General features: G+C 36.4%; 18 protein-coding genes. 3 read left to right on the top strand and 15 right to left on the bottom strand.

From position 1 onward, the window contains the following. Nucleotides 1-404 precede the first annotated feature (404 nt). The 13 genes from NAG76_09110 to NAG76_09050 form a co-directional block, all read right to left on the bottom strand. Nucleotides 405-1,415 (bottom strand): endo-1,4-beta-xylanase, encoded by a 1,011-nt coding sequence (locus NAG76_09110; protein ID URN96353.1) that lies wholly within the window; start codon nt 1,413-1,415, stop codon nt 405-407. Between the two features lie 19 nt (nt 1,416-1,434). Continuing rightward, complete coding sequence (locus tag NAG76_09105; GenBank protein URN96352.1) at nt 1,435-3,504, bottom strand: alpha-glucuronidase; 2,070 nt, start codon at nt 3,502-3,504, stop codon at nt 1,435-1,437. Nucleotides 3,505-3,679: 175 nt separating this feature from the next. After that, nucleotides 3,680-4,600, bottom strand: coding sequence for a carbohydrate ABC transporter permease (locus tag NAG76_09100; GenBank protein ID URN96351.1), 921 nt, complete (start codon nt 4,598-4,600; stop codon nt 3,680-3,682). Between the two features lie 24 nt (nt 4,601-4,624). After that, on the bottom strand, nt 4,625-5,521 hold the full coding sequence (locus NAG76_09095) for an ABC transporter permease subunit (protein ID URN96802.1): 897 nt from the start codon (nt 5,519-5,521) through the stop codon (nt 4,625-4,627). 169 nt (nt 5,522-5,690) lie between these two features. Then, the gene (locus tag NAG76_09090) at nt 5,691-7,367 is read right to left on the bottom strand and encodes an ABC transporter substrate-binding protein (GenBank protein URN96350.1); all 1,677 of its coding nucleotides are present in this window, start codon (nt 7,365-7,367) and stop codon (nt 5,691-5,693) included. 201 nt (nt 7,368-7,568) lie between these two features. Further along, nucleotides 7,569-9,299, bottom strand: coding sequence for a sensor histidine kinase (locus tag NAG76_09085; GenBank protein URN96349.1), 1,731 nt, complete (start codon nt 9,297-9,299; stop codon nt 7,569-7,571). A 17-nt stretch (nt 9,300-9,316) separates the two neighbouring features. Continuing rightward, nucleotides 9,317-10,897 carry a response regulator gene (locus NAG76_09080; GenBank protein ID URN96348.1) on the bottom strand — a complete coding sequence of 527 codons (1,581 nt, stop codon included), beginning with the start codon at nt 10,895-10,897 and terminating at the stop codon, nt 9,317-9,319. Between the two features lie 297 nt (nt 10,898-11,194). Further along, on the bottom strand, nt 11,195-11,521 hold the full coding sequence (locus NAG76_09075; GenBank protein URN96347.1) for a YnfA family protein: 327 nt from the start codon (nt 11,519-11,521) through the stop codon (nt 11,195-11,197). Nucleotides 11,522-11,749: 228 nt separating this feature from the next. Then, entirely contained in the window at nt 11,750-12,757 is a 1,008-nt protein-coding gene (locus NAG76_09070) for a hypothetical protein (protein ID URN96346.1), read from the bottom strand. A 229-nt stretch (nt 12,758-12,986) separates the two neighbouring features. Then, nucleotides 12,987-14,081 carry a nitric oxide synthase oxygenase gene (locus tag NAG76_09065; protein URN96345.1) on the bottom strand — a complete coding sequence of 365 codons (1,095 nt, stop codon included), beginning with the start codon at nt 14,079-14,081 and terminating at the stop codon, nt 12,987-12,989. Nucleotides 14,082-14,387: 306 nt separating this feature from the next. Then, a complete protein-coding gene (locus tag NAG76_09060; GenBank protein URN96344.1) occupies nt 14,388-15,437 on the bottom strand; it encodes a 2,3-butanediol dehydrogenase in 1,050 nt (349 codons plus the stop codon). Between the two features lie 341 nt (nt 15,438-15,778). Next, nucleotides 15,779-17,260 carry a methyl-accepting chemotaxis protein gene (locus tag NAG76_09055; protein URN96343.1) on the bottom strand — a complete coding sequence of 494 codons (1,482 nt, stop codon included), beginning with the start codon at nt 17,258-17,260 and terminating at the stop codon, nt 15,779-15,781. 22 nt (nt 17,261-17,282) lie between these two features. Further along, nucleotides 17,283-17,843 carry a hypothetical protein gene (locus NAG76_09050; protein URN96342.1) on the bottom strand — a complete coding sequence of 187 codons (561 nt, stop codon included), beginning with the start codon at nt 17,841-17,843 and terminating at the stop codon, nt 17,283-17,285. Nucleotides 17,844-18,416: 573 nt separating this feature from the next. Between NAG76_09050 and NAG76_09045 the strand changes: the two genes are divergently transcribed. The 3 genes from NAG76_09045 to NAG76_09035 all read left to right on the top strand — a co-directional run bounded on the left by NAG76_09045 (nt 18,417) and on the right by NAG76_09035 (nt 21,322). Next, complete coding sequence (locus tag NAG76_09045) at nt 18,417-18,863, top strand: MarR family transcriptional regulator (protein URN96341.1); 447 nt, start codon at nt 18,417-18,419, stop codon at nt 18,861-18,863. Nucleotides 18,864-18,925: 62 nt separating this feature from the next. After that, nucleotides 18,926-19,864, top strand: a complete 939-nt coding sequence (locus NAG76_09040; GenBank protein ID URN96340.1) for a ring-cleaving dioxygenase — start codon at nt 18,926-18,928, stop codon at nt 19,862-19,864. Nucleotides 19,865-20,260: 396 nt separating this feature from the next. After that, entirely contained in the window at nt 20,261-21,322 is a 1,062-nt protein-coding gene (locus NAG76_09035) for an LLM class flavin-dependent oxidoreductase (protein URN96339.1), read from the top strand. Nucleotides 21,323-21,459: 137 nt separating this feature from the next. Here NAG76_09035 and NAG76_09030 read toward each other — a convergent pair whose 3' ends face one another. Then, a complete protein-coding gene (locus tag NAG76_09030; GenBank protein URN96338.1) occupies nt 21,460-23,940 on the bottom strand; it encodes an ABC transporter permease in 2,481 nt (826 codons plus the stop codon). Next, entirely contained in the window at nt 23,937-24,701 is a 765-nt protein-coding gene (locus tag NAG76_09025) for an ABC transporter ATP-binding protein (GenBank protein URN96337.1), read from the bottom strand. The genes NAG76_09030 and NAG76_09025 overlap by 4 nt, the downstream gene beginning before the upstream one ends. Nucleotides 24,702-24,857: the final 156 nt, after the last annotated feature.

Raw genomic sequence — 24,857 nt, 5'->3', positions numbered from 1 at the left:
CTAAAAACTTTTCGTTGCTTCTTGATATGCGACCTTGCTAACGAAAAGTTACATCGTAAGCTTTACCTAACTTTTCGTTGCTTCTTGATATGCCATCGGAAGAATTACAGGTAGAGCAATGGAGCCCGTATGAGCTCCATTGCAATTACATGATTTATGTTTTGTTTTTATTCATTTTCCCACCTGTAGCGGAGAAAACTAATCACTAATACCCTCTGCATAGCGGAGAAAACTAATCACTTGTGGAAAAGCGGTAGCGGTCGTTTTTGTCCTCGGATTTATACCTCTTATGCTATATCAATAAATCCGAGGACAACGGCGATTGGAACAGTTATTAGTTTTCGGAGCGATCTCCGATTGGAACAGTTATTAGTTTTCGGAGCGGTCTCCGATTGGAACAGTTTTTAGTTTTTGGAATGGTCTACTAAACGCCAGAAAGATGATTTCGGTTCATGGTTTTCATCAAATACAAACGGCCAATTTTTACGACCTTTAACTGGAAAATCATCAAGCCAAGTGTAATCTTCACCTGCACCCCAAAATGTTACAGCAGTAATAACATCTTTATATTCACGGAACAAATTAAATATTTCTTCATAGCGATCTGCTTGTTTTTCTAACATTTCTGCTGTAGGAGCATTAAGGTCGGTCCGTCGATCTTCATAATCGAATATAGAAATATCAAGCTCCGTTACTTGCAGTTGTAAACCTAAAGCTGCATACTTCTCAATTGCCTCACGAATTTCCGCAATACTTGGACCTGAAAGATTCCAATGCCCTTGTAAACCAACTCCATGAATTGGAACGCCACGTTCTTGAAGCGATTTTATTAATTTAATTATTTTATCGCGCTTCTCCGGATTGCACTCATTGTAGTCATTGTAGAATAATAGCGCATCAGGATCAGCTTCATGTGCATAGCGGAAGGCATACTCGATGAAATCCTCACCGATAATTTGTAGCCAGCGGGAATCACGAAGCCACACATCACTCTTATCTTCAATAACCTCATTAACAACATCCCAAGCATAGATACTGCCTTTATATCTACCCACAACAGTATCAATGTGAGATTTCATGCGGGCTAGTAATAATTCGCGAGATACCGGTTCCCCATCCTCTCCCTCAAAAACCCAATCCGTCGTCTGATTATGCCAAACTAAAGTATGACCTCTCATCTTCATGCTATGCTGTTTAGCAAATGCTAATAATTTATCTCCAGCTTCAAATGTATAGCTATTCTCTTTAGGATGAACACTAACAAATTTCATATCATTTTCTGCTGTAATACTATTAAAATGTGTAGCTAGTAGTTTCTTAGAACCTTCAATAGTCTCCAAGTTCACTGCTGCACCAATATCAAAATACTCATTATATACTTCACAAAGCTTTGGAATATTGTTCACGTAAGTCACTCCTCTAACTTTTTATTATTTAGTAAATCGTTCTACCAGCTGCATCTTCAATACCTGATTTACGATAAAAATAAGTATTTACAATATCACGCCATTGCTTCGCATTTTCTAGTTGCACTTCAAGTCTACCTAGTATATGTGCATAACGCTCGCCATCAACTACTTTATTAAGTTCATTCCACTGATTAATCCAATACTGGACTCGTTCTACCCCTGCAAAATGCGTATCGTAAATGTGTTGAATAACTGTTTTACCTGAGTGAAGCACATGAGTATATGGTACATGGTGGAAGAACAATAGCAACTCATCCGGACAAGTATTAATGTCTTCATATACTTGTGCATTTGCATGTTCATATTGTCCAATATACCCCGTACCATTGGTAACTGTACGATTTACACCGATCCCTTTATAATCGGCAAAGTGATAAGTTCCCCATTTGGAATATTCATAACCATCGATATCTGGACCATAATGATAATGTGGTGTAACCATCCAACCTACGCCTAGTGGAGAAGTATAGCTTTCATAGATAGACCAAGATTCCATTAAGAATGTGTTGATCATTTGTTGTACTTGTCGATTCGTACCGAAAGTTAATGCTGTCCACTCCTGGGCAATATGTTCACTAGATTGTTCTGGATTCCATAATAGACGGCCATAACCATATAAATTAGCTTGTGATAGATGATGTCCAGTCCAGTTGTCGTCATCTCCAATATTAGTTACCGCAGCGATACCACTATGTGAATAAGGATGAACATTACCTGCTGCAATTTCTTGTATAGTACTACCTTCACCTTTATGATGAGTATCGAACTGTAGTACCTCTTTCCATTGTGGAATTAGGTAACACACATGACGTTGTTGACCTGTATATTCTTGAGTAATCTGGAATTCCATCACTTGGTTGGTTTTTTCCATTGCACCGAAAAGTGGTGAAACTGGCTCTCGAACCTGGAAATCCATCGGGCCGTTTTTAATTTGCAAAATAACATTATCTAAGAAACGACCATCAAGTGGTTTGAAATGATCATATGCTGCTCTCGCACGATCCGTTGTACGATCTCGCCAATCTTGATGACAATCATAAACGAAGCATCTCCATAGAACTAAACCACCGAATGGTTGTAATGCCATAGCTAACATATTCGCACCGTCTGCATGATCTCTTCCGTATGTGAATGGACCAGGCCTATTCTCTGAATCCGCTTTCACTAGAAAACCACCAAAGTCCGGAATTGCTGCGTATACATCAGCTGCTTTTCGTTTCCACCATTCTAGAACACGTTCATCTAAAGGATCAGCCGTGTCTACTTCTCCAAGTTCAATGGTCGCGGCGTAATTGACACTAAGAAATAATTTTATGCCGTATGCACGAAAAATTGCTGCGAATTGGGCAACATTTGGTAATAATTTCTGAGTAATTAGAAATGTTTCATGGCGATGAACATTAACGTTATTAATGACAATACTGTTAATTCCGATCGAAGCCATTAATCTAGCATAGTCAACAACACGAGGTGAATCTACCAACAACTCATTATCTCGGAAGAAAATAGATTGACCGGCATAACCACGTTCAATACTACCATCCATATTATCCCAATGATTAATCATGCGGAGTTCATATTTTGGAGCTTCTTGAATATTCAATGCTTCAACACTTTCACATTGTTGCATCAAGCGAAGTAAATGGAAAACACCGTATAAAGTCGCTTTTTCTGTCGTACCAGCCACAATAATATACGATAATTGATCACTCTTTATTGTTTTAATAATATAACCTTCGTCACTACTTAATGCAGCAATTGGTCCAACAATCTTATCTGAAATGTACGATAAACTATCCGTAGTACCAACAACTAGAAAAGAGTCATTAACTGCTTGACCTTCAGTAACTGTTGGTGTAATACCAACAAGCTTTGGAATAGCTAATTGTAACTCTGCTACTGCTGATTGAATAGGACCTGCTCCATCTTGCTGCGCAATAATGATTTCATTTGCAAACTTACGGTATGTTTCTATTAATTGTTGATCCTCAATTGCATCATATCTTAACCAAGCGTGGTAACCATTGTTATTCATCCTATTCATCCTCTCTAGTACTAAAAGCTGTGTCTTAAGTCCGAATAAATCTATCGGACGGACACAGCTCTAGTATATTTTTAATCTATTTTGATGATATCCTCTTATTCATACACGTGCAACATGTGAGTTTATTGTACTTTCTGTTAGTCATCGTTATTAAAGTCAGCTCCTATTAGCCTTTAACGCCACCGACCGTCATCCCCGTCACAAAATACTTTTGCAGGAATGGATATACGATAATAATCGGTAAGCTTGCCACAATCGTCATCGTTGCACGAATAGAAGTTGGAGTTACCGCTGTTGCATTACCTTGCGCATTAGCAAAGGCATCTCCTGCAGTTGTACCTGTTGATGTCGTTGAAGTTGAAAGTATTTTCATTAACTCATATTGTAATGTACTAAGATTTATATTTGATGAGTTATAAAGGAATACGTCGAACCATGAATTCCATTGGTATACCGCTACGAATAAAGAAACAGTAGCTAATGCTGGAACAGTAAGTGGTAGAACAATTTTCATAAATGTTGTAAATTCTCCTGCTCCATCAATTCTTGCTGACTCCATAATACCATCAGGCAAACCTTCAATGAAGGAACGAATAACAATCATATTGAACACTCCGACTAGACCTGGAATGATATATACCCAGAAGGAGTCTAGTAATCCTAACTGTTTCGTTAATAGGTAGTTAGGAATTAGCCCACCACTGAAGTACATTGTAAAAATGAACACAATCGTTACAAATTTACGGAGTAGATATTCTGGACGGCTAATCGTATAAGCAAGCATCGCTGTTGCAAATACGGAAGTCACTGTACCTAGAATAGTCCGTGCAGCAGATATTAATGTCGCTCCAAAAATAGATGATTCATTGAAAACATATTCATAGTTTGCCCAAGTCCATTCACGTGGCCAAATGTAGATACTCCCACGAATAGAATCGTTCGCCTCATTAAAGGATAGTGCGAACATATTTAAAAATGGATAGAGTGTAACAATCATAATAGCTATCATAAAGATTATATTAAATGTATCGAATATTTTATCAGGTACAGTTGAGTACACTTTACGTGATGAATTGGATTTTGCCATCGTTATAGCCTCCTTACGTGATGATTAGTACAGTCTACTCTCGCCTAGCTTCTTCGCTACCGAGTTAGCTACCATGAGGAATATGAAGCTGACAACGGTTTTAAACATACCGGCTGCTGTCGCTAGACCGTAGTTACCCATGTTCATCCCGTATTTCAAAACGAATATATCAAGGTTTTCGGAGTAATCCACGTTCATACCATTACCTAGCAGATACTGTGGCTCAAATCCAGATTCCAGAATATGCCCAAGATTCATGATCAACAAGATTACAATAACTGATTTCATGCCTGGAAGTGTAATATGCAAAATACGTTGAAAACGACTTGCACCATCGATTTCCGCTGCTTCATATTGTGAAGGATCTATCGTCGTAATTGCTGCCAGATAGATAATCGTATTCCAGCCAACACTCTTCCAAACCTCTGTAGCTCCTAGAATACCCCAGAAGTATTCACCTTTACCTAGCCACAAAACAGGTTGATCAATCAGATTCATTTTTAACATTAAAATATTTATAATACCTTCTGGTGCTAATGCTGATTGAACAATATTGGCCGCAACGACCCAAGAAATAAAATGAGGTAAATAACTAATGGTTTGTACTGTACGTTTGAACATAATACTTCTAAGTTCATTAAGTAATAATGCCAGAACAATTGCTGTTACAAATCCTAACACTAAGTTAATAGAACTCATTACTAGTGTATTTCGTAATACACGATAGAAAGCTTCTTCTTGGAATAGAAACTTAAAGTTATCTAATCCGATCCATTCTTGCTCAAACAAACTTCTTGATGGTCTGAATTTTTGGAATGAGATTGTCCAGCCCCAAAGTGGAACATATTTGAAAATAAACACCCAGATAAGAAAAGGAAGAGACATTAGCATTAGCATTTTTTGCTTAGACAATGCTTTCATATATCTTTGAAAACGCGAGTTACCAGTAGCTGTTACAGTTAGTTGAGTATGTTTCTCCACCTGATTAGTCTCCCTTCCGGCAAAACAAAGTTGCGTGAGTTAATGAGTTACTGTTATGAGAAGGGAAAAGCGAAGATTAATCTACGCTTTTCCATCTATTTGTATCTTCTTACCAGTTACCAGCTACACGCTCTTTAACTTTATTTGTTACAAACGCTTCGTAGCCAGCTACATCAAGCTTATTGATTTCTGCAACATATTCATTCCATACAGATTCAAATTTATCTGGAGTTGATAATACAATTTTAGGGAAGTATTTTTGTTGAATATCTCCAGATTTTTGTTCGAAGATCTGTTCAGCAGATCCTTGTTCTTTGTTGATACTCCATGCTGGGTACCAAGGACGATCTTGTGGTGCTGAGAATGATTCTGCAAATGTTTGAATGCCATATTCATTAAGAATCGCTTGGTCACCTTCTGTATATCCTGCAAACGCTACTTCAGATTGATTACCTACGCTATAAGAGTTACCATTTTCGAACACAGAGCTATTACCATAACGAGGCCAGTTGTACTCGAAATATGACCAACCATAGCTACGTTTGAATTCATTGTCATTACGGTTTGCAATTTGTTCGTTATTCATTACGTAACGACCATTCTCATCAACGGAGTAAGTAACGCCTTCTTCACCCCATTGAACTAGTTTTTGATTATCTTCTGTTAGAAGATTATCGAAGTATTTAATAATACGTACTGGATCTTTTGCACTTACAGAAATACCAATACCACGATTGTTAACAAACGCTGGTGGATCAATGTATTGATCTGTAACGGACTCATCATATACGATTGGAAGTGCTACATAACGAAGATCATCGTTTCCTGCAGTTTTCAAGTTGTTTGTTGCATCATCAACTTGCCAGCCGTAGTTGAAGTAACCTAGAACACGACCAGAAGTCAATTTCGCAAGGTATTGGTCTTTGTTAGCTGTAAATGTTTCAGGATCAAATAATCCAGCAGCATTAATTTCATTCAGCTTTTGTAACCAAGGTTTTTCAATATCACTAGCCGCATATACTTTTGCATCATGAGTTTCCATGTCAATAGTTACACCACCATCATTAGGGTAACCAGCTAAGTGCATTGGAGCATTAGTAATCGTGAAGAAGTTGTCTTTCACACCTGCATAAGTGATAAATCCGATAGTGTCTTTACCATCCACAGTAGGATATTTCGCTTTGTATTGAGCAAGTAGATCAAAATACTGATCTAAAGTTTTAATCTCTGGGTATCCGAACTCTTTCAATACACCACGTTGAATCCAGAAAGCACCTTGAGAAATATTAGGATCACTAATGTAGCCTTGGTTAGCAGAGAATGGAAGAACATAGATATTTCCATCTTCATCTGTAAACTTGTCCATATAGTCTCCGTATACACGCTTAATGTTAGGAGCATATTTTTCTATTAACTCGTTCAATGGTTGGAAAGCTTCCGCATCAATTAATTTATCGATTTCACCTTCTGGAACGATAACGTCAGGATAATCGCCACCTGTAATCATTACTCCAGATTTCGTACTTATATCTCCTACCGCAAATTCCATCTTCCAATCCACATTCGTTTGTTCTTGTAATTTCTTACCGATTGTTGTGTCGCTAGCAAGTATGTCTTTGTTACTACTAAAGCTGAAGTAAGTAAACGTTACTGGTGCTGTATCATCTCCTGCATTTGAGGAGTTCGCTCCTTTGTTGTTCGCATCCTTACTTCCGCAGCCCGCAATAATCATTACTGATGCCATTACTACTGCTAGACCTGTCTTTAACCACTTTCTTTGGGTCATAACTTTGTTCCCCCTTCTAGCAATCATATTTTGTAAGCACTTTCATTATAATTCGAATATGTTTATCTCGTTACCCAATAAACTTTACATCGTTCTTTGAAAAGCATAGATATTTACTTATTTAAGTAAATATCTATGCTTTTTTTAGTATTTATAAAATTTACATGTATAAAATATCAATATTATTATAGTATTTACTATTTATTCGATTTCTTTCATTGGAAGTTTTAACATAATACGTGTTCCCGATCCTTCTTCACTTTCCATCTTATAAGTAAATTCATCCCCATATACAATACGCAGACGAGTAAATACATTTTTCATTCCAACATTATCACCCATCTGCTCATCATCACTGAAATAGGTTTCTAATTCATTCAACTTTTGCTCAGTCATTCCCATACCGTTATCAGAAATGACAAAAACAATATACTGAGCTTCATGTGCAATTTGAATTGTAATTAGGCCTATTCCAGGATTGCTTTCAATGCCATGAATGCTTGCATTTTCAACAAAAGGTAAAAATGTCATTTTAGGAATTATTTGTTCCTTTAAAGCATCTTCTACTGTAATTTGAAACTGTAACTTATCCCCAAAGCGATACTTCTGAATTTCCAGGAAACTTTCAATAAGTTCAATCTCTTCACTAATCGTAACAAAGCTTCTTTTCCAAGAGATCGACTTTCGAAATATTTTCCCCATATTTTGAATGGTTCGAGCCGTTTCTGATTCTCCCTTCATAAGACTTCGCATTCGAATCGTCTCTAACGCATTGAATAAGAAGTGAGGATTAATTTGACTATGAAGAGCATGCAGCTGTGCTTGTCGTTGTCTAATCTCAAGATCTTTCTTCTGAATATCAGCAACATACACATCATTAATTAAGTTATCAATCCGGTCAATCATTCGATTAAACTCAACTGATAATTCACCTATTTCGTCCCGAGCGCTATCATAAGGAATTTGTTCAAAGTTTTTCCCTTTCACTTTTTTCATATGATTTAGTACTTTTTTCACTCGAGTATGAATTGAACTTGAAATCATCGTAATGATAATCGTTGGCACTACAAAATTAATGATTGCTAAAATAACAATAAACTGTGCTGATTGACGTACTTCAGACAATATTTTCTCTTCATCTATCACGCCAAACAATGACCATCCTCCAAGATAGCGGTTGTTAGTATAAGTTTTGAGAAACGTAAGTGCTTTCTCTGGTTGTTTAATTTCTGACAAAACGACTGGACCTTCCGTCAATACTAACTCTGGGTCAGTGCTATAATGCACATTGTTTTCATCATTCGCAAAGTAAACATTACCTTGGAAGTTAGAGAGATCCATAAGTTGTTTAACATATTCCATATTCAAATCAATTTTAATAAGATGTTCAAACGTCCCCGTTTGTTCATAATCTAGATTTTGAATAATGCTAATACTTTTTTCAGTAACATAAAAATATGAATATGAGTTTACATTTTCAGAAAACTCCACATACCATTGTGAGCGTAATATATCTTCATCCATTAGAACAATGTTACCTGAAGACAATATAGACGTATTGTTCGTCATAATAAGTGCCGAACTAATTGTCTGGTATTCTTTATCTGAACGATTGAATATGCTTTTTATCGAAGCTAACGACTCAATATATTGATCATATGAATTATACTTTGTATTCAAGTGATTATTTAGAACAGGATCAATATAATACAGGTAGGCGATACCTGCCGCATCTTCAATCACAACTTTTAATTCATTCTTCAATTGCTCTAATGCGATTTCCGCATCTACCGCTTTTTGATTCTTAATATTATTTGTCGTCACATTGTAAAACACCACATTGGCAAACAAAATCGGGATAAATACACATAGAATATAAATCAATACAAGCTTGTTTCTAAGCTTGAGATTATTAATATGAAATCTTCGCATCTGTAATCTCCACCTAGTTATTTTTTGCCTAATATTTTGTTACGATAATCGGTAGGTGTCATTTTTTCTAATTTTTCAAATTGAGTTACAAAATAATCTGCATTTTGGAATCCAACTTTTTCTGCGACCTCATACATTCTTAAATCCGTCTGTCTTAGTAATTTTTTCGCTTCTTCTACGCGAATACCGAGTAAATATTCATTGAAATACGCCCCATAAGATTTTCTGAATAATTGCCCGAGATAGACTGAGTTCATATAGAACTTAGCTGCAATTCCTTTTAAATTAATATTTTCAGTATAGTGATTATCAATATACTTCTTAATTTTCTCTATACTACCTTTCCCTTGTTCCCCGCGCCGATCCAATATATATTGAGAAGCTTCCCTAACAAAACTAAGGAAAACGTCCTGTAGTTCAGACAGTCTGCTATACTTTTTCTGCCAATCTAACATTTCAGGTAGCCACTTAAGTTCTTCTTCCTTGCCTTCCATTTGACGAACAATATTAATAACTCCGATGGTACTACGGGTCAACGTATTCGCAACTGCACTAGGCGCGAAACGCATAGTTCTAAATTGATGAAACATTTGATCAATCGTTTGTTCGTATGCATCATGTTTATTCTCTTCAATTTGTTCAAGTAAATTGTTATGAATAGACGTCTCAACATCAAAATAATACAATGCCGTTCGGCTAACTTCATTAGAGAAAATAACGTTCTTGCCATCTTCCGCAAATTTATATTTTATTGCTTCTTTCGCAGTAGTCGCAGAGTTTGTAATTGTACTCAGACGATCAACTTCTATCCCTACATAGATCGTTATAGGAACTTTCATCCCTTTCACAATCGCTAACTGTAACAATCGCAATGCATCTTCTGGAGTAAATGACATCAATGCTTGTTTTAATTTATCGGTATGAATAATCAAACCGAATTGATTTTTCGCTTGTGTATGAATAGGTATATGATAGTCTACTTTTTCTGTAATGTCGGACAGTAAATTTTCCAGTTGACTAAGAAGCACATGATTATAGTCACCGTTGCGTAACTGAGAATCATGTACTTCTACGGTAGCATAACAATAATTTCCGATAACTGGAATGTCCAGTGCTTCCGCTAGTTGTTTAGCATCTTCTTCGCTACACTCTATATTTAATAACGTCTCAATAACTGATTCTATTATCGGTTTTTCACCTGTCAATGTCGTTAATCTCTTTTTTGATAATGTACTAGCTACGCGACGCAATGTCTCTTCTAATTCCTTCTCATCGACGGGTTTCAATATATAATCTGATACCAGATAGCGTAAGGCTTGCTTTGCATAAGAGAAATCATGATATCCACTAACAATAATAAATACTGGTTGGTGTTTACCACTTTCCTTAACTTCTTTAATTAAAGCTAGGCCATCTAATATCGGCATACGAATATCAGCAATAACTAGATCTGGTTTCAACAGTTCGATCATTTCCACTGCTTGAAGACCATTTTCCGCTTCACCACATATCTCATATTGCAGCTTATTCCAATCCATTAATCCTATAATACCTTTACGAACGAAAATTTCATCATCTACGATTAATACTTTATACATATGTAACCCCCTAAAACCTTATTATGGGCTTCTTAAGATGCTAGTTATAATTAAAAGTAGTAGCATCTCAAAAATAATCTATGCTGATCTATCTTCATATACGTGGCATTAGCAGATGCCATGGATGACGTGTTCATACTTACTACCGTAATGTAACCGATTACAACCAGTGTATATTGTTTTTTCCTCTCATGAGTACCCCACAATCTAAAGAATCTTCTTTTAAAATTAAATATATTTATAAGTTTGTTAAATAAGTTAGCTCTAATATTAATTGAATATGAACCTTGGTTACTGTCACCCTCTTGGTGCAAACAACATTACGCTAACGCCTACGACACATATCGCTGCACCTAACCAGTCATATAAATCCGGCATTTTCTTGTCTACTCCCCATCCCCATAAGACAGATAGCACAATAAAAACACCGCCATAAGCAGCATATACTCGTCCAAATGTCGGGAAGTTTTGAAATGTTGCAACGATTCCATATAACGCTAAAGAAAGTCCACCAAGAACTCCAAAGTAAGTAGGACGACCTTCTCTTAGCCATAGCCAGATTAAATACCCACCTCCGATTTCAGCAATGCCTGCAACTACGAATAGTATTAATCCAACCAACATATTCTAATTCACCCCCAATATAATGATACTATGATCGAGATAGAATACCTATAATACTGCAAAAAATATACTTAGTAATATTATTCATCCATTGCCTCATACGTTGGTTTCTCAAAAAAAAGTAGATCACCGATTATTAAGTTCAATTACGATACGTAACTGGCTTATTGATAACGGTGATCTACTAACTATATTGAATACTATGTACTACTGTTATAAGAGATATTATTATACCGTTGCTAACTCTTTTACTTCTTCAGGATATAACTGAGTAAGATGATCAATATTCAAGAAATCTTTCATCGACCATTTGAATTTCACATTGAAGCGATTACAAATTTCCTCAATTTGATTTCGACCTAATACCCCATCACGCTTGTACAACAATAAAGCATGGTAGATCATACCGCTCCTAACAATATTTTTTGTGACAAGCACATTAGAGAATTTATCCATATCTCTCAACTCACGAAACATCTCTATACGATTGTATACAGTATAATGAGTCGTATAAGATTTATCACCTTTATGTTTTGTGTTTGAGCGTTTTATTATATAATTAGATTCTACTAGTTCAGCACTTTCTGATATCGTGTTCTCGCTACATTGACCATTCTTCTTAATATACAGTCGCTGAGCGTTTGCCTGGATGGCAAAATTACAAAGTTGATCATCAAACGCTATTAATTCTCTAGTTCTATCTTTATTCTCATTCATAAGTTCAATGGTACGTGATTCAACGTTAATATTATTCATCATTAATGTAACTAACTCAATGAGTTTATCTCCCTGCACACCATTCCATAGCGCTTCGATAATAAATTTATCTTGAGCATTAATTAATTTACTTAAAATATGTTGTTTCTCATCATATGACATGTAATTTTTCACATGCATAACTAATCCGTATATATAATCTTGTCCACGTTTTTTCCATGGATTTGAGATATGTTGTGAATAATTTTCACTAATCGACCATTCTAAATATGATGATATCGTCGAATAAATAGAACGTGAACTCTCTTTCGTTTTGGGTTGCAATATTTGCATCACGAATAACCTTAGCTCTTCTTCATTAAAATCGTATAAATCCTTTTTAAGTTGTTGTTCCAATTGGGCTGATTTCTTAAAGATCCTGCCGTATACTTCTTTAGTATCAACATTTTCATATCTTTTTAGGTAACTTAATTTGATCATTTCATTATACATTTGAGAGTTTAAGGTTTGTGGAGGCATCTAGATTTATCCCCTTTACATATTTGTAAATTTCACGGTCTATCCCCATAAAAATAGCAATAAATTCATTGTATTATAAACCAAAAAATAACAAATTACAAACCATTCTTTTCATAAATATAATATTAATTAGTATATTATACTATTTAGTGATAAATAAAATACTTTAAAAACAAGAAAAACTCCTCGATATTATCAATAGAGGAATTTTTCTTGTTTTTCATTATTGTTATGATTTGTGAAAAGGACATTGTGCTTTACGATAATAATTAGGATTCGTATCGGTTTCATTGTATCGTGTATGCCATATTACCGTTGTTGTAGGAGACATAGGAGGAATAAGCCATGACCAACGAGCATTCACTTCGCGCTGTTGCTGTTGTTCTTGTTCACAAAACAATCGGAATTGTTCTGATGCTGTATGATGATCCACAATACTAACTTTATTTTTCTTATAGGAATAGATTACTGCTTCATTCAATTCCACAAGCGCTCGATCTTTCCACAACGTTAGATTACTACTTACATCTAGCCCCATACTTTTTGCAATGATCGGTAACTTATTATAGCGATGCACGTCGCCAAAATTACGAGTAGCAATTTCTGTTCCCATATACCAGCCGTTAAAAGGGGCTGCTGTGTAACGAATGCCACCTATTTCTAATTCCATATCAGACACGATCGGTATCGCGTACCATTGTAATTGAAGTTCATGAAACCAAGGAAGACTAGGGTGCTCTATCTTAACTTCTTTAACATATTGATGAGGAATACTACGATAATAAGTTTGCTCACTATTGATTTGAATAACGAGCGGTAACACATCATAAGCAGTCCCCTTGCCACGCCAACCAAGTTCCATACATAACGTTGTAAAAGCTATAGAGTCTGGATCTCCAACGATCTGGTCTCCAATCTGATAACCAGCATAACGAATGAGCTGATGGTTCAATATTCTCACAGTAAGCTCAGCACTGCTTTGTGAGAAGATCGTAATAAGCGGCTGCACTCGACCATCATTCGTAGCTTGCTCAATATGACTGAGTAACGCGTCGAAAATTTGATCTGGATCACTTACATGCCTACAGTCTGCAACAATAAGTGACTTCCAAAACAATCTCCCGATACAACGACTATTATTGCGCCACGCCACTCTCGAACCATATTGGAGTTCATCATCTGTGTGAAGATAACTTCCGTTCTGTGAAATACTTGCTGAAATAGATGTCAATCGTTCTTCTAATTGCTGAGGACTATATCGTAATTCGTTATACATTGTTGTAATAAATGTAGTAGCTTCCGTTAATAACTTCTCTGTACTCATCGCTGGCTTTCGATCCTTACTTCACCTATATTTCGTAATATACGATGGCTACGCAGTTACTTCCTTAATATCTACAAACTAAATACTGCGCTTCGCCTAATAATATCATAAGGATTGACCGATTCCATATTAGACACATAATCGTTATATATTATAATATCTATCGTATTTATACTTAAACGCAAAAAAGCCGAGCATCTATCGGACTGCTATGGCGAAGCCACTATCCAATAAATACTCGGCAGAAGAAGTTTCTATGTTAAGCTTCAAACTAGTAAAGCCCATTTTTTCTGAACTGTATTAGAACTATTCCGCTTTGACGAGAATTTTAATATGGTTTCTCTCTTTCAATAAACCTTCAAAACCTTCATCAATGACTTCATCAAGTGAAATACGTTTCGTTACTAATTTATCCGCTGGGAAATATCCTTGTGCCATCAAGCTAATAACAGCAGGGAAGACATCGCGGTAACCGATAATACCTGTAACTGTACGTTCCTTCATTACAATATTTTGTGGATGAACGGAAGCTTCTTTCTCGAAAATGCTTACGATCATGGTTTCACCATTGAATTTCGTAGCATTGATTGCTTGAACTAGTACTTGAGGTACACTTGTTACTTCAAATGATACATCAACTCCACCATTTGTTAGCTGATGCAGTTTTTCAACGATATCACTTTCACTTGGATCCAAAGCAATCGCACCTAGTTCATTCGCTTTTTCACGACGTTGAGAAGATAATTCAACGGCGTATATTTCAGCTGCACCTGCAGCTTTCAATGCTTCAATAACTAATAAACCAATAGGACCTGTCCCGAACACTGCTACTTTATCGCCAACCTTGACTTTACTTTGTTTCACAGCGTGAAGCGCAACTGCTGACGGCTCTACAAGTGCACCTTGTTCGAAAGATACATTGTCAGGTAGTTTGTGAATCATATGAGCTGGAACAGATGCATATTCAGAGAAACCGCCTCCGCCACCTGCTAATCCATAGAAGCCCATTAGAGAACATAGATTATATTTACCTTGTTTACATGCTTCACATTTTCCACATGAATAAATAGGCTCAACTGTGACTCGGTCACCGATCTCAATATCAGTAACTCCTTCACCAACTTCAACTACTTTTCCAGAGAATTCATGACCCATTACGATTGGTGCAGCATCTCCTGTTAGAGGATGCGGAGTATCAGTAGGTATAAAAATAGGACCAGCAGTATATTCATGCAAATCGCTACCGCAAATCCCACACCATTGTATTTTCAATTTCACTTCGCCTTTTTTAGCAACAGGTTCTTCGATATTTTCCAAACGGATATCTTTAGTGTTATGCCATCTTAATGCTTTCATGTAGATCATCTCCTATGATGTATTGGGCATTTCGAATGTTCACATCCCTATTGTAGTCCTCTTAAGAATGCAGTTCAATATCAACTTATTGCTTGATTTGATTAATTTGGATATTAACTTAATCTTGGAAATATTCTAACTATTTATATATGAATAGTGCATATTAGCTTATAAGTAGGTTTTGCAGAATTTCAATCGAATATACTCAACTTCCTATTTTGGTCACTATTGCATATTATATGTCCTCTTATCGCTCTTACAACCACCGAAAAAAAGACCACATACTCATTAAGGTAGGTTGTTCCCAGTCCATTAAAGTTAGTATGTGGTCATTGATAATATTATTTACGTTCAACTAATTCTTTAAGCTCATGAAGTAATTGATCTAGCTGTTCAAATTGTTCGACCATACTTTCCATGTTAGCATATTGTAATTCCATATTTGCATTAACTTCTTCAACAGCAGCCATATTTTGCTGTGTCGTAGCAGAAATACTATTCATACTATGTGCAAGCACTGAGGATTGATCTCCAAGACGCTTTGTTGATTCTGTTACTTTATTCGTTTGTTCAGTAGAAAGTATTGTATTTGTTTGCACTAGTTCTAACACTTCATTCGCACTTTGAAGAGATTCATTACTTCTAACAACAGAATCATTTCCCTGCTCAACAGATTGATATACAGAATCAATACTTTGATGAATGTTCGATAGTAGCTCACTTATTTCTTCAACCGAAAGTCTTGTATGATCTGCTAACTTGCTTACTTCACCAGATACGACAGCAAATCCTTTGCCATGTTCGCCGGCACGAGCTGCTTCAATCGCAGCATTCAATGCTAACAAATGAATCTGTCTTGCAATCTCATTAATCGTATTAACAATTTCACTAACATTTTCATTTTTCGCTCTTAATTGTTTCATTTCCACTAATGTGTGCTCGGTTGATTGACGAAGTTGCTTCATCTCATCACTGACTTGTTGCATTTTTATCGTATTACTTTCATTTAAATTAGCGTTGTTTTGAGCATACTCCTTCATTAATGCAGAGCTCTCAGCCATTTCCTTAATATCGAGATCAATTCGTTGAGTTGAGTCATTGATTGATAAAATATGATTCGTTTGCTGTTCAACAGATACGGTCATTTCTCCAAAAGTCGTCGTTACTTCCTTAGAAATAGAGCTAGCCGTCTGAACCTGCTCCTTCTGCGAGGAACTAAATACATTAAGCATCAAAATTGAAGTTTTCAATTTCTCAATAAGTTGCTCCGCTAAATTTTTTGCATGAACAGCCTCTGCTTCATTTTTGATGACTTCACGTTGCAATCGTTGTGTAAATTGTGCCGATGCACAAAGAGCCAATGTTGCAAAAAATAAATATAAAAAAAGGAATAGTAATGATTCATTAGGAAATAATCTTTGTTGTAGCACGGGATCTAAGTAAATGTAAGTTGTAACTACTCCACCTAAAACTCCTGTCAGAATAAGTGGTCGGTAGTCAGAGTACAGCGTCATTATCCCTAGATTTACGTATATAAGAAAATAAGTACTTATTACAGGCTGGGGGTCAGATACGATTAATACCGTAACAATTGAGCTAAGCCCAAACGGTAAAACATACTTTACATAAGCACTTATTGGTTTAATAAAAGTCATGACTGTTGCAATAGTATTCATAATAGAACCAATAACAATAAGTAGTAAAATCATTTGCCACCCTAGTCCAATACTAATATCAGTGACAACTCCTAGTGCAAGAACCGCCCACATAATACCAACTAACAATCGATTCCTTTTGTCTAATTCTGTTAGTCCTTGATTCATTTCTCATCCGCCTCTACTCAAATTAATAACTATGTTCCATTACCGCGGGATTAACATACCACGAAAATTCTTCTGTATGTTCAACGATATAACCAATATCAAAGATAACAGGAATAACGTAATCACCTTTATAGAACATCTTTGCTCCTACTTGCTGTTGAGGAACCTTAAAAGTAATTCGCAAGGCTCTCATGAAAATCGGTTCCATTAATGAAATTAAATATTTTAATTGAAGTTGTGCTGAACTATGTACAATAGATGAGAGAATTAGAGCAATATATTCTCCTCTACCTCTAAATGTTTTTAATAATGCAATTTTATCGATTTCCCCTACGCCTCCATTAGATTCAGAGATCCATGGATGTTTATGAAAAGGGACGATTTGATTTATTTTGTGGTGTTCATCAGCTATGTATGGCTTTATTTCTGCAGTTCCGACAAATTCTCCTTTTTTTGTCGAAATTAAATTTTGTTCAAGTATCTCATCACTAAACTCTAAATCAAATCCTTTTTCTCTCCATACCGTTGTCCAAATGCCATTAAACATCGCAAGTTCGAGCTCGCTCTCTACTTTTTTGTACATATTAGTTTCTTCCACTCCCTTTTTATTTCATAATTTAACCAGTATTTATTACATTATGTTGTATTTTTTATCACAAAAAAAGTAACTATCGTACCATTTTACATTTAATTGCATTAAAAATTGTAATATCTTTAGATAATTGAACTAATATATGGAATGAAGTACTCTACTGAGTGTCGATTATTGTTGTATTTAGCTTTCATCGTGGATCACAAAGTAATCGTGTAAATAAATATCTTAAATTTAAGATTTTTTTCTTGCTTTTCTATCACTTGCGTAGTAAAGTGATATTAAGAACAAAAACAACCAATACTTCCGATGCAACTTTTCATTTGCATAGAGGTAAGTCGGATGAAATGAAAAGTTTTAGCCTAAGCTTCCAAGGTAACTTTTCATTTGCATTGAAGTAACACTGGATCATATGAAAAGTTTGGCCTATGCTTCCGAGGTAACTTTTCATTTGCATTAAAGTAACACTGGATCATATGAAAAGTTTGGCCTATGCTTCCGAGGTAACTTTTCATTTGCATTGAAGTAACACTGGATGATATGAAAAGTTTTAGGAGTGATTATATGGATCAGCATACTCTTGGGTCGTTAACGTGGTTAAGGTTAATGCGATTTAGTAATCAGAGTAATCAATTATCGAATGATTTTCTGAAAAGATTTCAGCTAACTACAGCTCAATTTGATGTCCTTATGCAAATACGTACCTTCCAACCATTAACTCAATCTGAGCTTGCTGAAAAGGTCATTGTTACGCAAGGAGGAATGTCTCGAATGTTAGCTCGCTTGGAGCAAGATGGATACATTACTCGAAAGCAAGATTGGAAGACAAAAACGATTGTATTAAGTGATAAAGGTAAGGATATTCTAGATATAGCTATGCCTGCACAACTTGCCTTTCAAACTTCTTTTTTCAAAGAAGCATTAACTGATGAAGAATTAAAAACATTGTATTCCCTTCTAACGAAGGTTCATAAAAATAGCGAAAATAAGCAATTACCACCATTATCGTAGTTGCTTTATACCCATCACTTGACTAATCAATTGAATAACAAACAGTTAAAGGAGCGATTTATATGACACAAATACTGGGTCATCATCACACGTCTATGCTTACTAAAAATGCAGCAAAAAACATGCAGTTCTACACAGGAATATTGGGACTTCGTTTAGTAAAGAAAACTGTCAATCAAGACTCACCAGATATGTATCATTTATTTTATGGCGATGAGATTGGAAGCCCAGGTACAGAACTAACTTTCTTCGAAATGCCGATGGCAGGACATACACAACCAGGCACTAATGCAATTAACTTGATCGGATTGTTAGTCCCTTCATACAATAGTCTGTTGTATTGGGAGCAACGACTAACTGATATGGCAGTAACACATGACTCCATTACGACCTATAACGGATATGATGCACTGCACTTCCAAGATCCTGACGGACTACGCCTTGTTCTATTGAGTAATGAAGGATTAGACGTTCCTGAACATTGGCGTTATTGGGCTGACTCCCCTGTACTAGAAGAGCATCATATTCTTGGAATGGGACCCATTGGTATATCCGTTCGCAACTTGAATGCAACGACAGAATTATTCCGAGATACTTTTGGTTACACAGTTAAATCAAGCTCAGAGTCAAGTGCCATATTGCAAGCTATAAAAGGCGAACAGTGGGGAGAAATCGTATTGACTCAAGAAGAGGGAACTCGTGAACGCCCCGGAAAAGGAAGTGTCCATCATCTTGCGATTCGTGTCGCTAATCAACAGGAACTTGCAGCATGGAATGAGGTAATTAGAGGTCTAGGCTATTCTACTACCGGTGTCGTTGAGCGCTACTACTTTACAAGTGTGTATTTCCGTGATCGCAACAACATTATGATTGAACTTGCTACGGACGGTCCCGGCTTTATGGTGGACTCAGACATTTCAGAGCTTGGCAAACATCTAGACTTACCACCGTTTCTTGAAGCGCGACGCGCTGAAATAGAAGCATCATTATCACCGCTATAAGAGGCAGTTCAAAAAATGGGCTTTGATAACGTTGAATATGCTGACGTAGCGTACTCGACATCGAAAATAAAGTGAACTTGGAAAGTCTAGTATAAGCTTCCGATGTATGTTTCTTGCAGAAACATTGTAGGTTCGCATGTACCAATAACGTACACTTGCGCTTCCACCTTTCTCAAGTAGCACTCCATCTTCTCGATTCTGAAAGCCCACTTTTCGAACCTTTATTTGAAGCTTAGGGCCAAACGACTACCGCTGGTGTACTCGTACCGCACACTTTATTGAGTCTCGTTTTATCAAGTAGATAATAAAAAGTTTTAGTTTATGCTTTCGAAGCTACTTTTTATTCACAATGAAGTTTGTCTAGAAGTTAATAAAAAGTTTTAGGAGGTTATTATTATGGAAAAATATCGTATTGAACCAAAAAGCGGCATGGAGTTTGGCCTTTACACATTGGGGGATCATATGACACATTCCATGATCAATCAACCTATTAGTGCTCAGCAACGTCTACATGAAATTATAGATGCAAGTAAACTTGCCGAGGATGCTGGTCTTGATGTGTTTGCTGTTGGTGAGAGTCATCAAACATATTTTACAACGCAAGCTCATACCGTTGTACTTGGAGCAATTGCACAAGCTACGAGCAAAATCAAAATTTCAAGCTCAGCTACTGTATTAAGTGTCTCTGATCCTGTTCGTATATATGAAGACTTTGCTACATTGGATCTAATCTCTCGTGGTCGAACAGAGATTGTCGCTGGACGTGGCTCACGTGTTGGAGCCTACGATTTGTTCGGCTACGATTTGAACGATTATGAGGAGCTATTCGAAGAGAAATTAAAATTGCTAGTGAAATTGAATGAAGCAACTGGTCCTGTTAGCTGGGAAGGCCAATTCCGTGCACCATTACATCGTGCCGAGATTTTACCGCAGCCTGTTAATGGTCATCTTCCGATATGGAGAGCAGTTGGCGGTCCTCCTGCAAGTGCAATTAAAGCTGGAGAAGCTGGAATACCTATGATGCTTACTACACTTGGAGGTCCTGCCGTTAATTTCAGAGCTTCCGTTGAAGCATATCGTGAAGCTGCAACGAATAATGGTCATGATGCTAGTCAGTTACCCATCGCAACAACTAGCCTCTTTTATACAGCAGAAACTTCACAAGACGCGATGAATGAATACTATCCGTATATTAATGCCGGCTTTACTTCTATTAGAAGAAGTGGATATCCAAAGCAACAATTCGATCAAGCAATCGACTATCGTGATGCGCTTATGGTCGGTAGTCCGCAGCAAATTATTGAAAAATTACTATATCAATATGAACTATTCGGTCAGCAACGGTTTATGGCGCAAATTGATTTCGGTGGTGTACCATTCGATAAAGTAATGAAAAACATTGAACTTATTGGTCGTGATATTATTCCCGCTGTGAAAAAATATACTGCTCAAAGTTAAGTAGCATTGGATCTGAAAGTAGTAACATGTAACCACATTAAAATCTTCAACCACCACTATCGGCAAAGATGAATCAATAAAGGCAAGGATGCTATATGCTATAGTCAACCTATAGCTCCAGCCTCCTTGCCTTTTAATTAGTTACTATTTAATTCGCTAATTAGGCTTTGCTTTCTAATATGACGAATGAAAGGAATAAGCATGAGCATACATACTACGATAAGAATTGCTATATTCCATGCAATTAAATTTAGATTGATTAAAATTTGCACACCTTCATCTATTCTACTTAATGATGAAACAACAAGTGTCCCCAGAATGAGTCCCAGTAAAGTTCCGAATAGAATATATAGCATAAATTGTAGCGTAATCATGAATGATATCCCTCGCTCCGTCACTGCAATAATTCTCATGACTGCATACTCTCGACGGTTACTATGAATGTTCTGGAACAGCGTATTACATATTCCCATAATAACGGAAACCATCATAATCGTTAAAGTAGCAACGAACATTGACCAGCGCTCATCTTTCATTTTATCCGATATCGCTAATTCTTTACTTAAACTATTCATGCGTAGCTGTGCTGGATACATCTGCTGTAGCTCCTGCAACTGTTCTAGCACCAACGTTTCATCTTGAGCATTTAACCATAACTCATCGAATTGCGTATGTGGTTGAATGAAAGATGTTGCACTTAAGTCAACATACATATCAGCATAGCTGCCTGGTAGCTTTTCATAAATTGCACTTACTATCACTTTGTCCACTACTTCATATCCTTGCTCCTCGTTCAAGTACATTTCTGCTGCAATAAGATCTCCTACTCTATAGCCATTTTTCGCAGCAAAATTCTCGCTAATAATAACATGTGATTGTAATTGCTCCTGGTTAGGTACTTCCATAATGTTCATATGATCAAGCATCTGTAGATCCAGGGCCTTATAGACGAAACTATGTCGAACCCCTTCCTTACCGGTTACTTCAAAATTATTGTAGTTATTTACTACGACAATTTCGTCTATCCCCGTCAATGAAGTAACTTCCCGCTTCAATTGTTCTGGATCTATCTTGAGTGTCGACTGGTCTCGCAAGCTTACATTAATGTTCGTAGCATAGGTTTGTCGAATATATTCCTCTCCACCATTAGTCACAGTCTCAAAAAAGACAGAACCAATACAAACGATCATAACCATTACACTAATTAGTAACGTAGCAAATGTATTTTTCTTGATTTGCGGAACAATATTTTGCAAGGAGACATATGGGAGATTACCTATCCGTTTTCTTACTACGGGAGAAATAATATTTATTAATTTAATAAAATAGACAGGGAACAATCGAAAACTACTAATCGTAATGAATATTGTTAAAAAGAGATACCATCTCACTAACTCACTTTCGGGTACTGAGAAGAAAAACCCGGAAATTAGTAATGCCACACTACCTAACCATACGATAAGGCTAATTCTGCGCTTAGATAATTTACTGGCATTATGCTCATTAGTGGACATGAGCTGCATTGGTAATATCTTATTGCTACTATACGCAGGAATAATCATGAATAGCTGAATAAAGATCATTGCAGCGACCGTCGTTATTAATGCCTTACCCATATGAAATGAAACCTCAGATTCATAGGAGAACATATTCCCAATTAACTGTGGTGCAAAGATATGGATACTCCACGCTAAGAGGAATGCAAGTAAACCACCGATAATAACGATAAATGATAACTGTAGCCAGATAAGTCTGAACAATTGTTTATTGGTAGCACCAATACAACGCATAACCGCCATCTGCTTACGATATTTGTATAAAAACGCTTCACTGTTAGAAATAATGAACAATATGGACACGAGCAGAATAAGTAGCGACATCACTATAATGAATACATTCATCGCTTGTAAATTTTGCTCGTAAAATTCATCCTGCTCTACAACATCTATTCGTAATTGGGAATCTATCGACTTCAATGAAGATACTACGTCAGATAAGTTTTTCTGAGCTAATTGTACTAATACAAAGTTAGCTTCATTAACTACCCCTTGCTTATTGTAGATCATATCTTTTACAACCTCATGTGGTAGTAAAACCATATCTAGCCTCGCACCGGGTACATCAGCAGTAATCACTTGAAGCTTGAATTGAAGTCCATCAATATTAACCGTATGACCGATCTCTAGCTGCAATGCTGTCGTCAATGACTCATTCATCGCAACGCCATTACTATCTAAATTAGTACTAAGCTTATATCTGCTTTTAACTAGATCATCATTCATTAGCCCAACAGTATAGATCGAATCTTTAATCGACTCTACCTTCGTATTAGTAAGTAATACTGGTGAAATCGTCATATTGTTGTCGACATTGTGAATCTCCTTCAACATTGTCTCATCTATAATTTTATGATGCTCTAGATCATAACCAACTAACATATCCATATCACCATATAAGTTTTTCATCTGATCTTGAAATGATTGTCGCTCGTTCGTTACAAACATAACCATAGAAATGATTAACGTAATAGATATAACAATACTTAGAAGAGATGATAGCGATGATGTTTTATTACCCATCAGAAATCGATAAGCAAGACCTTTAATTGAACTAATCATAGGCGTACACCCATTACCTTCTGGAAGATAGCAAGTAATTGCCCGATATCCGTGTCATCATGTTGACAGCTAAATTGTTCCACAATATGTCCATCATGAAAGAATAAGACACGATCAGCATAGCTAGCGATATAGGGGTCATGCGTCACTAATAATATACTCTGTTCTAGTTGTTCCTTCATTTCTACTAATACACGCATAATATCTTTAGACGTGTTCACATCAAGATTACCTGTAGGTTCATCGGCTAGTAGAATTGGTGGCTCACTAATCAATGCTCTAGCAATGGCTACACGTTGTTGTTGTCCGCCAGAAAGTTGGAATGGTCGTTGCTTCGCCCAAGTGGTTAACCCTACTCTCTCTAGCATAGCTGCTACCTTTACTGCCATAATTTCTTTCGAAGTACCATCTAGCAATAATGGCAATGCAATATTTTCTTCTACTGAAATATTGTATAATAAATTGAAAGATTGAAAAATAAATCCAATATTTTCACGACGGAATTGTGTTGCAGCAGGTTCGGTGAACATATCTTTATGAACAATACCATGTAATGCAACTTCTCCTTCATTAGGCTTCTCAAGCCCTGCAATAATGTTTAATAGTGTGCTTTTCCCAGAACCACTAGTACCCATTACAGCTACGAATTCTCCCTTATGGAGCGTTAAAGAAACTCCTTGTAAAGCTTTCACTTGTCCTGTACCTACCCCAAAGCTTTTAGTGACATTGTTAACCGTTAAAGTATGTTCAATTGCTGACATGTTTCATCTCCCCTATCTATCTCTTTTTTTTGATTCTAGTAATTTACCTAGTGCAACAATTTATGGATAGTTTTGGTAAATTATTAGATATGTTACAATAATACCCAGTTTAAAGCAACTTGGTTTCATGTTTTTTCAAAAAGGATTTAGAAACCT

This window comes from Candidatus Pristimantibacillus lignocellulolyticus (genome assembly GCA_023639215.1).
Lineage (GTDB): Bacteria > Bacillota > Bacilli > Paenibacillales > Paenibacillaceae > Pristimantibacillus > Pristimantibacillus lignocellulolyticus.
This window is presented reverse-complemented; position numbering and strand designations above follow the sequence as displayed.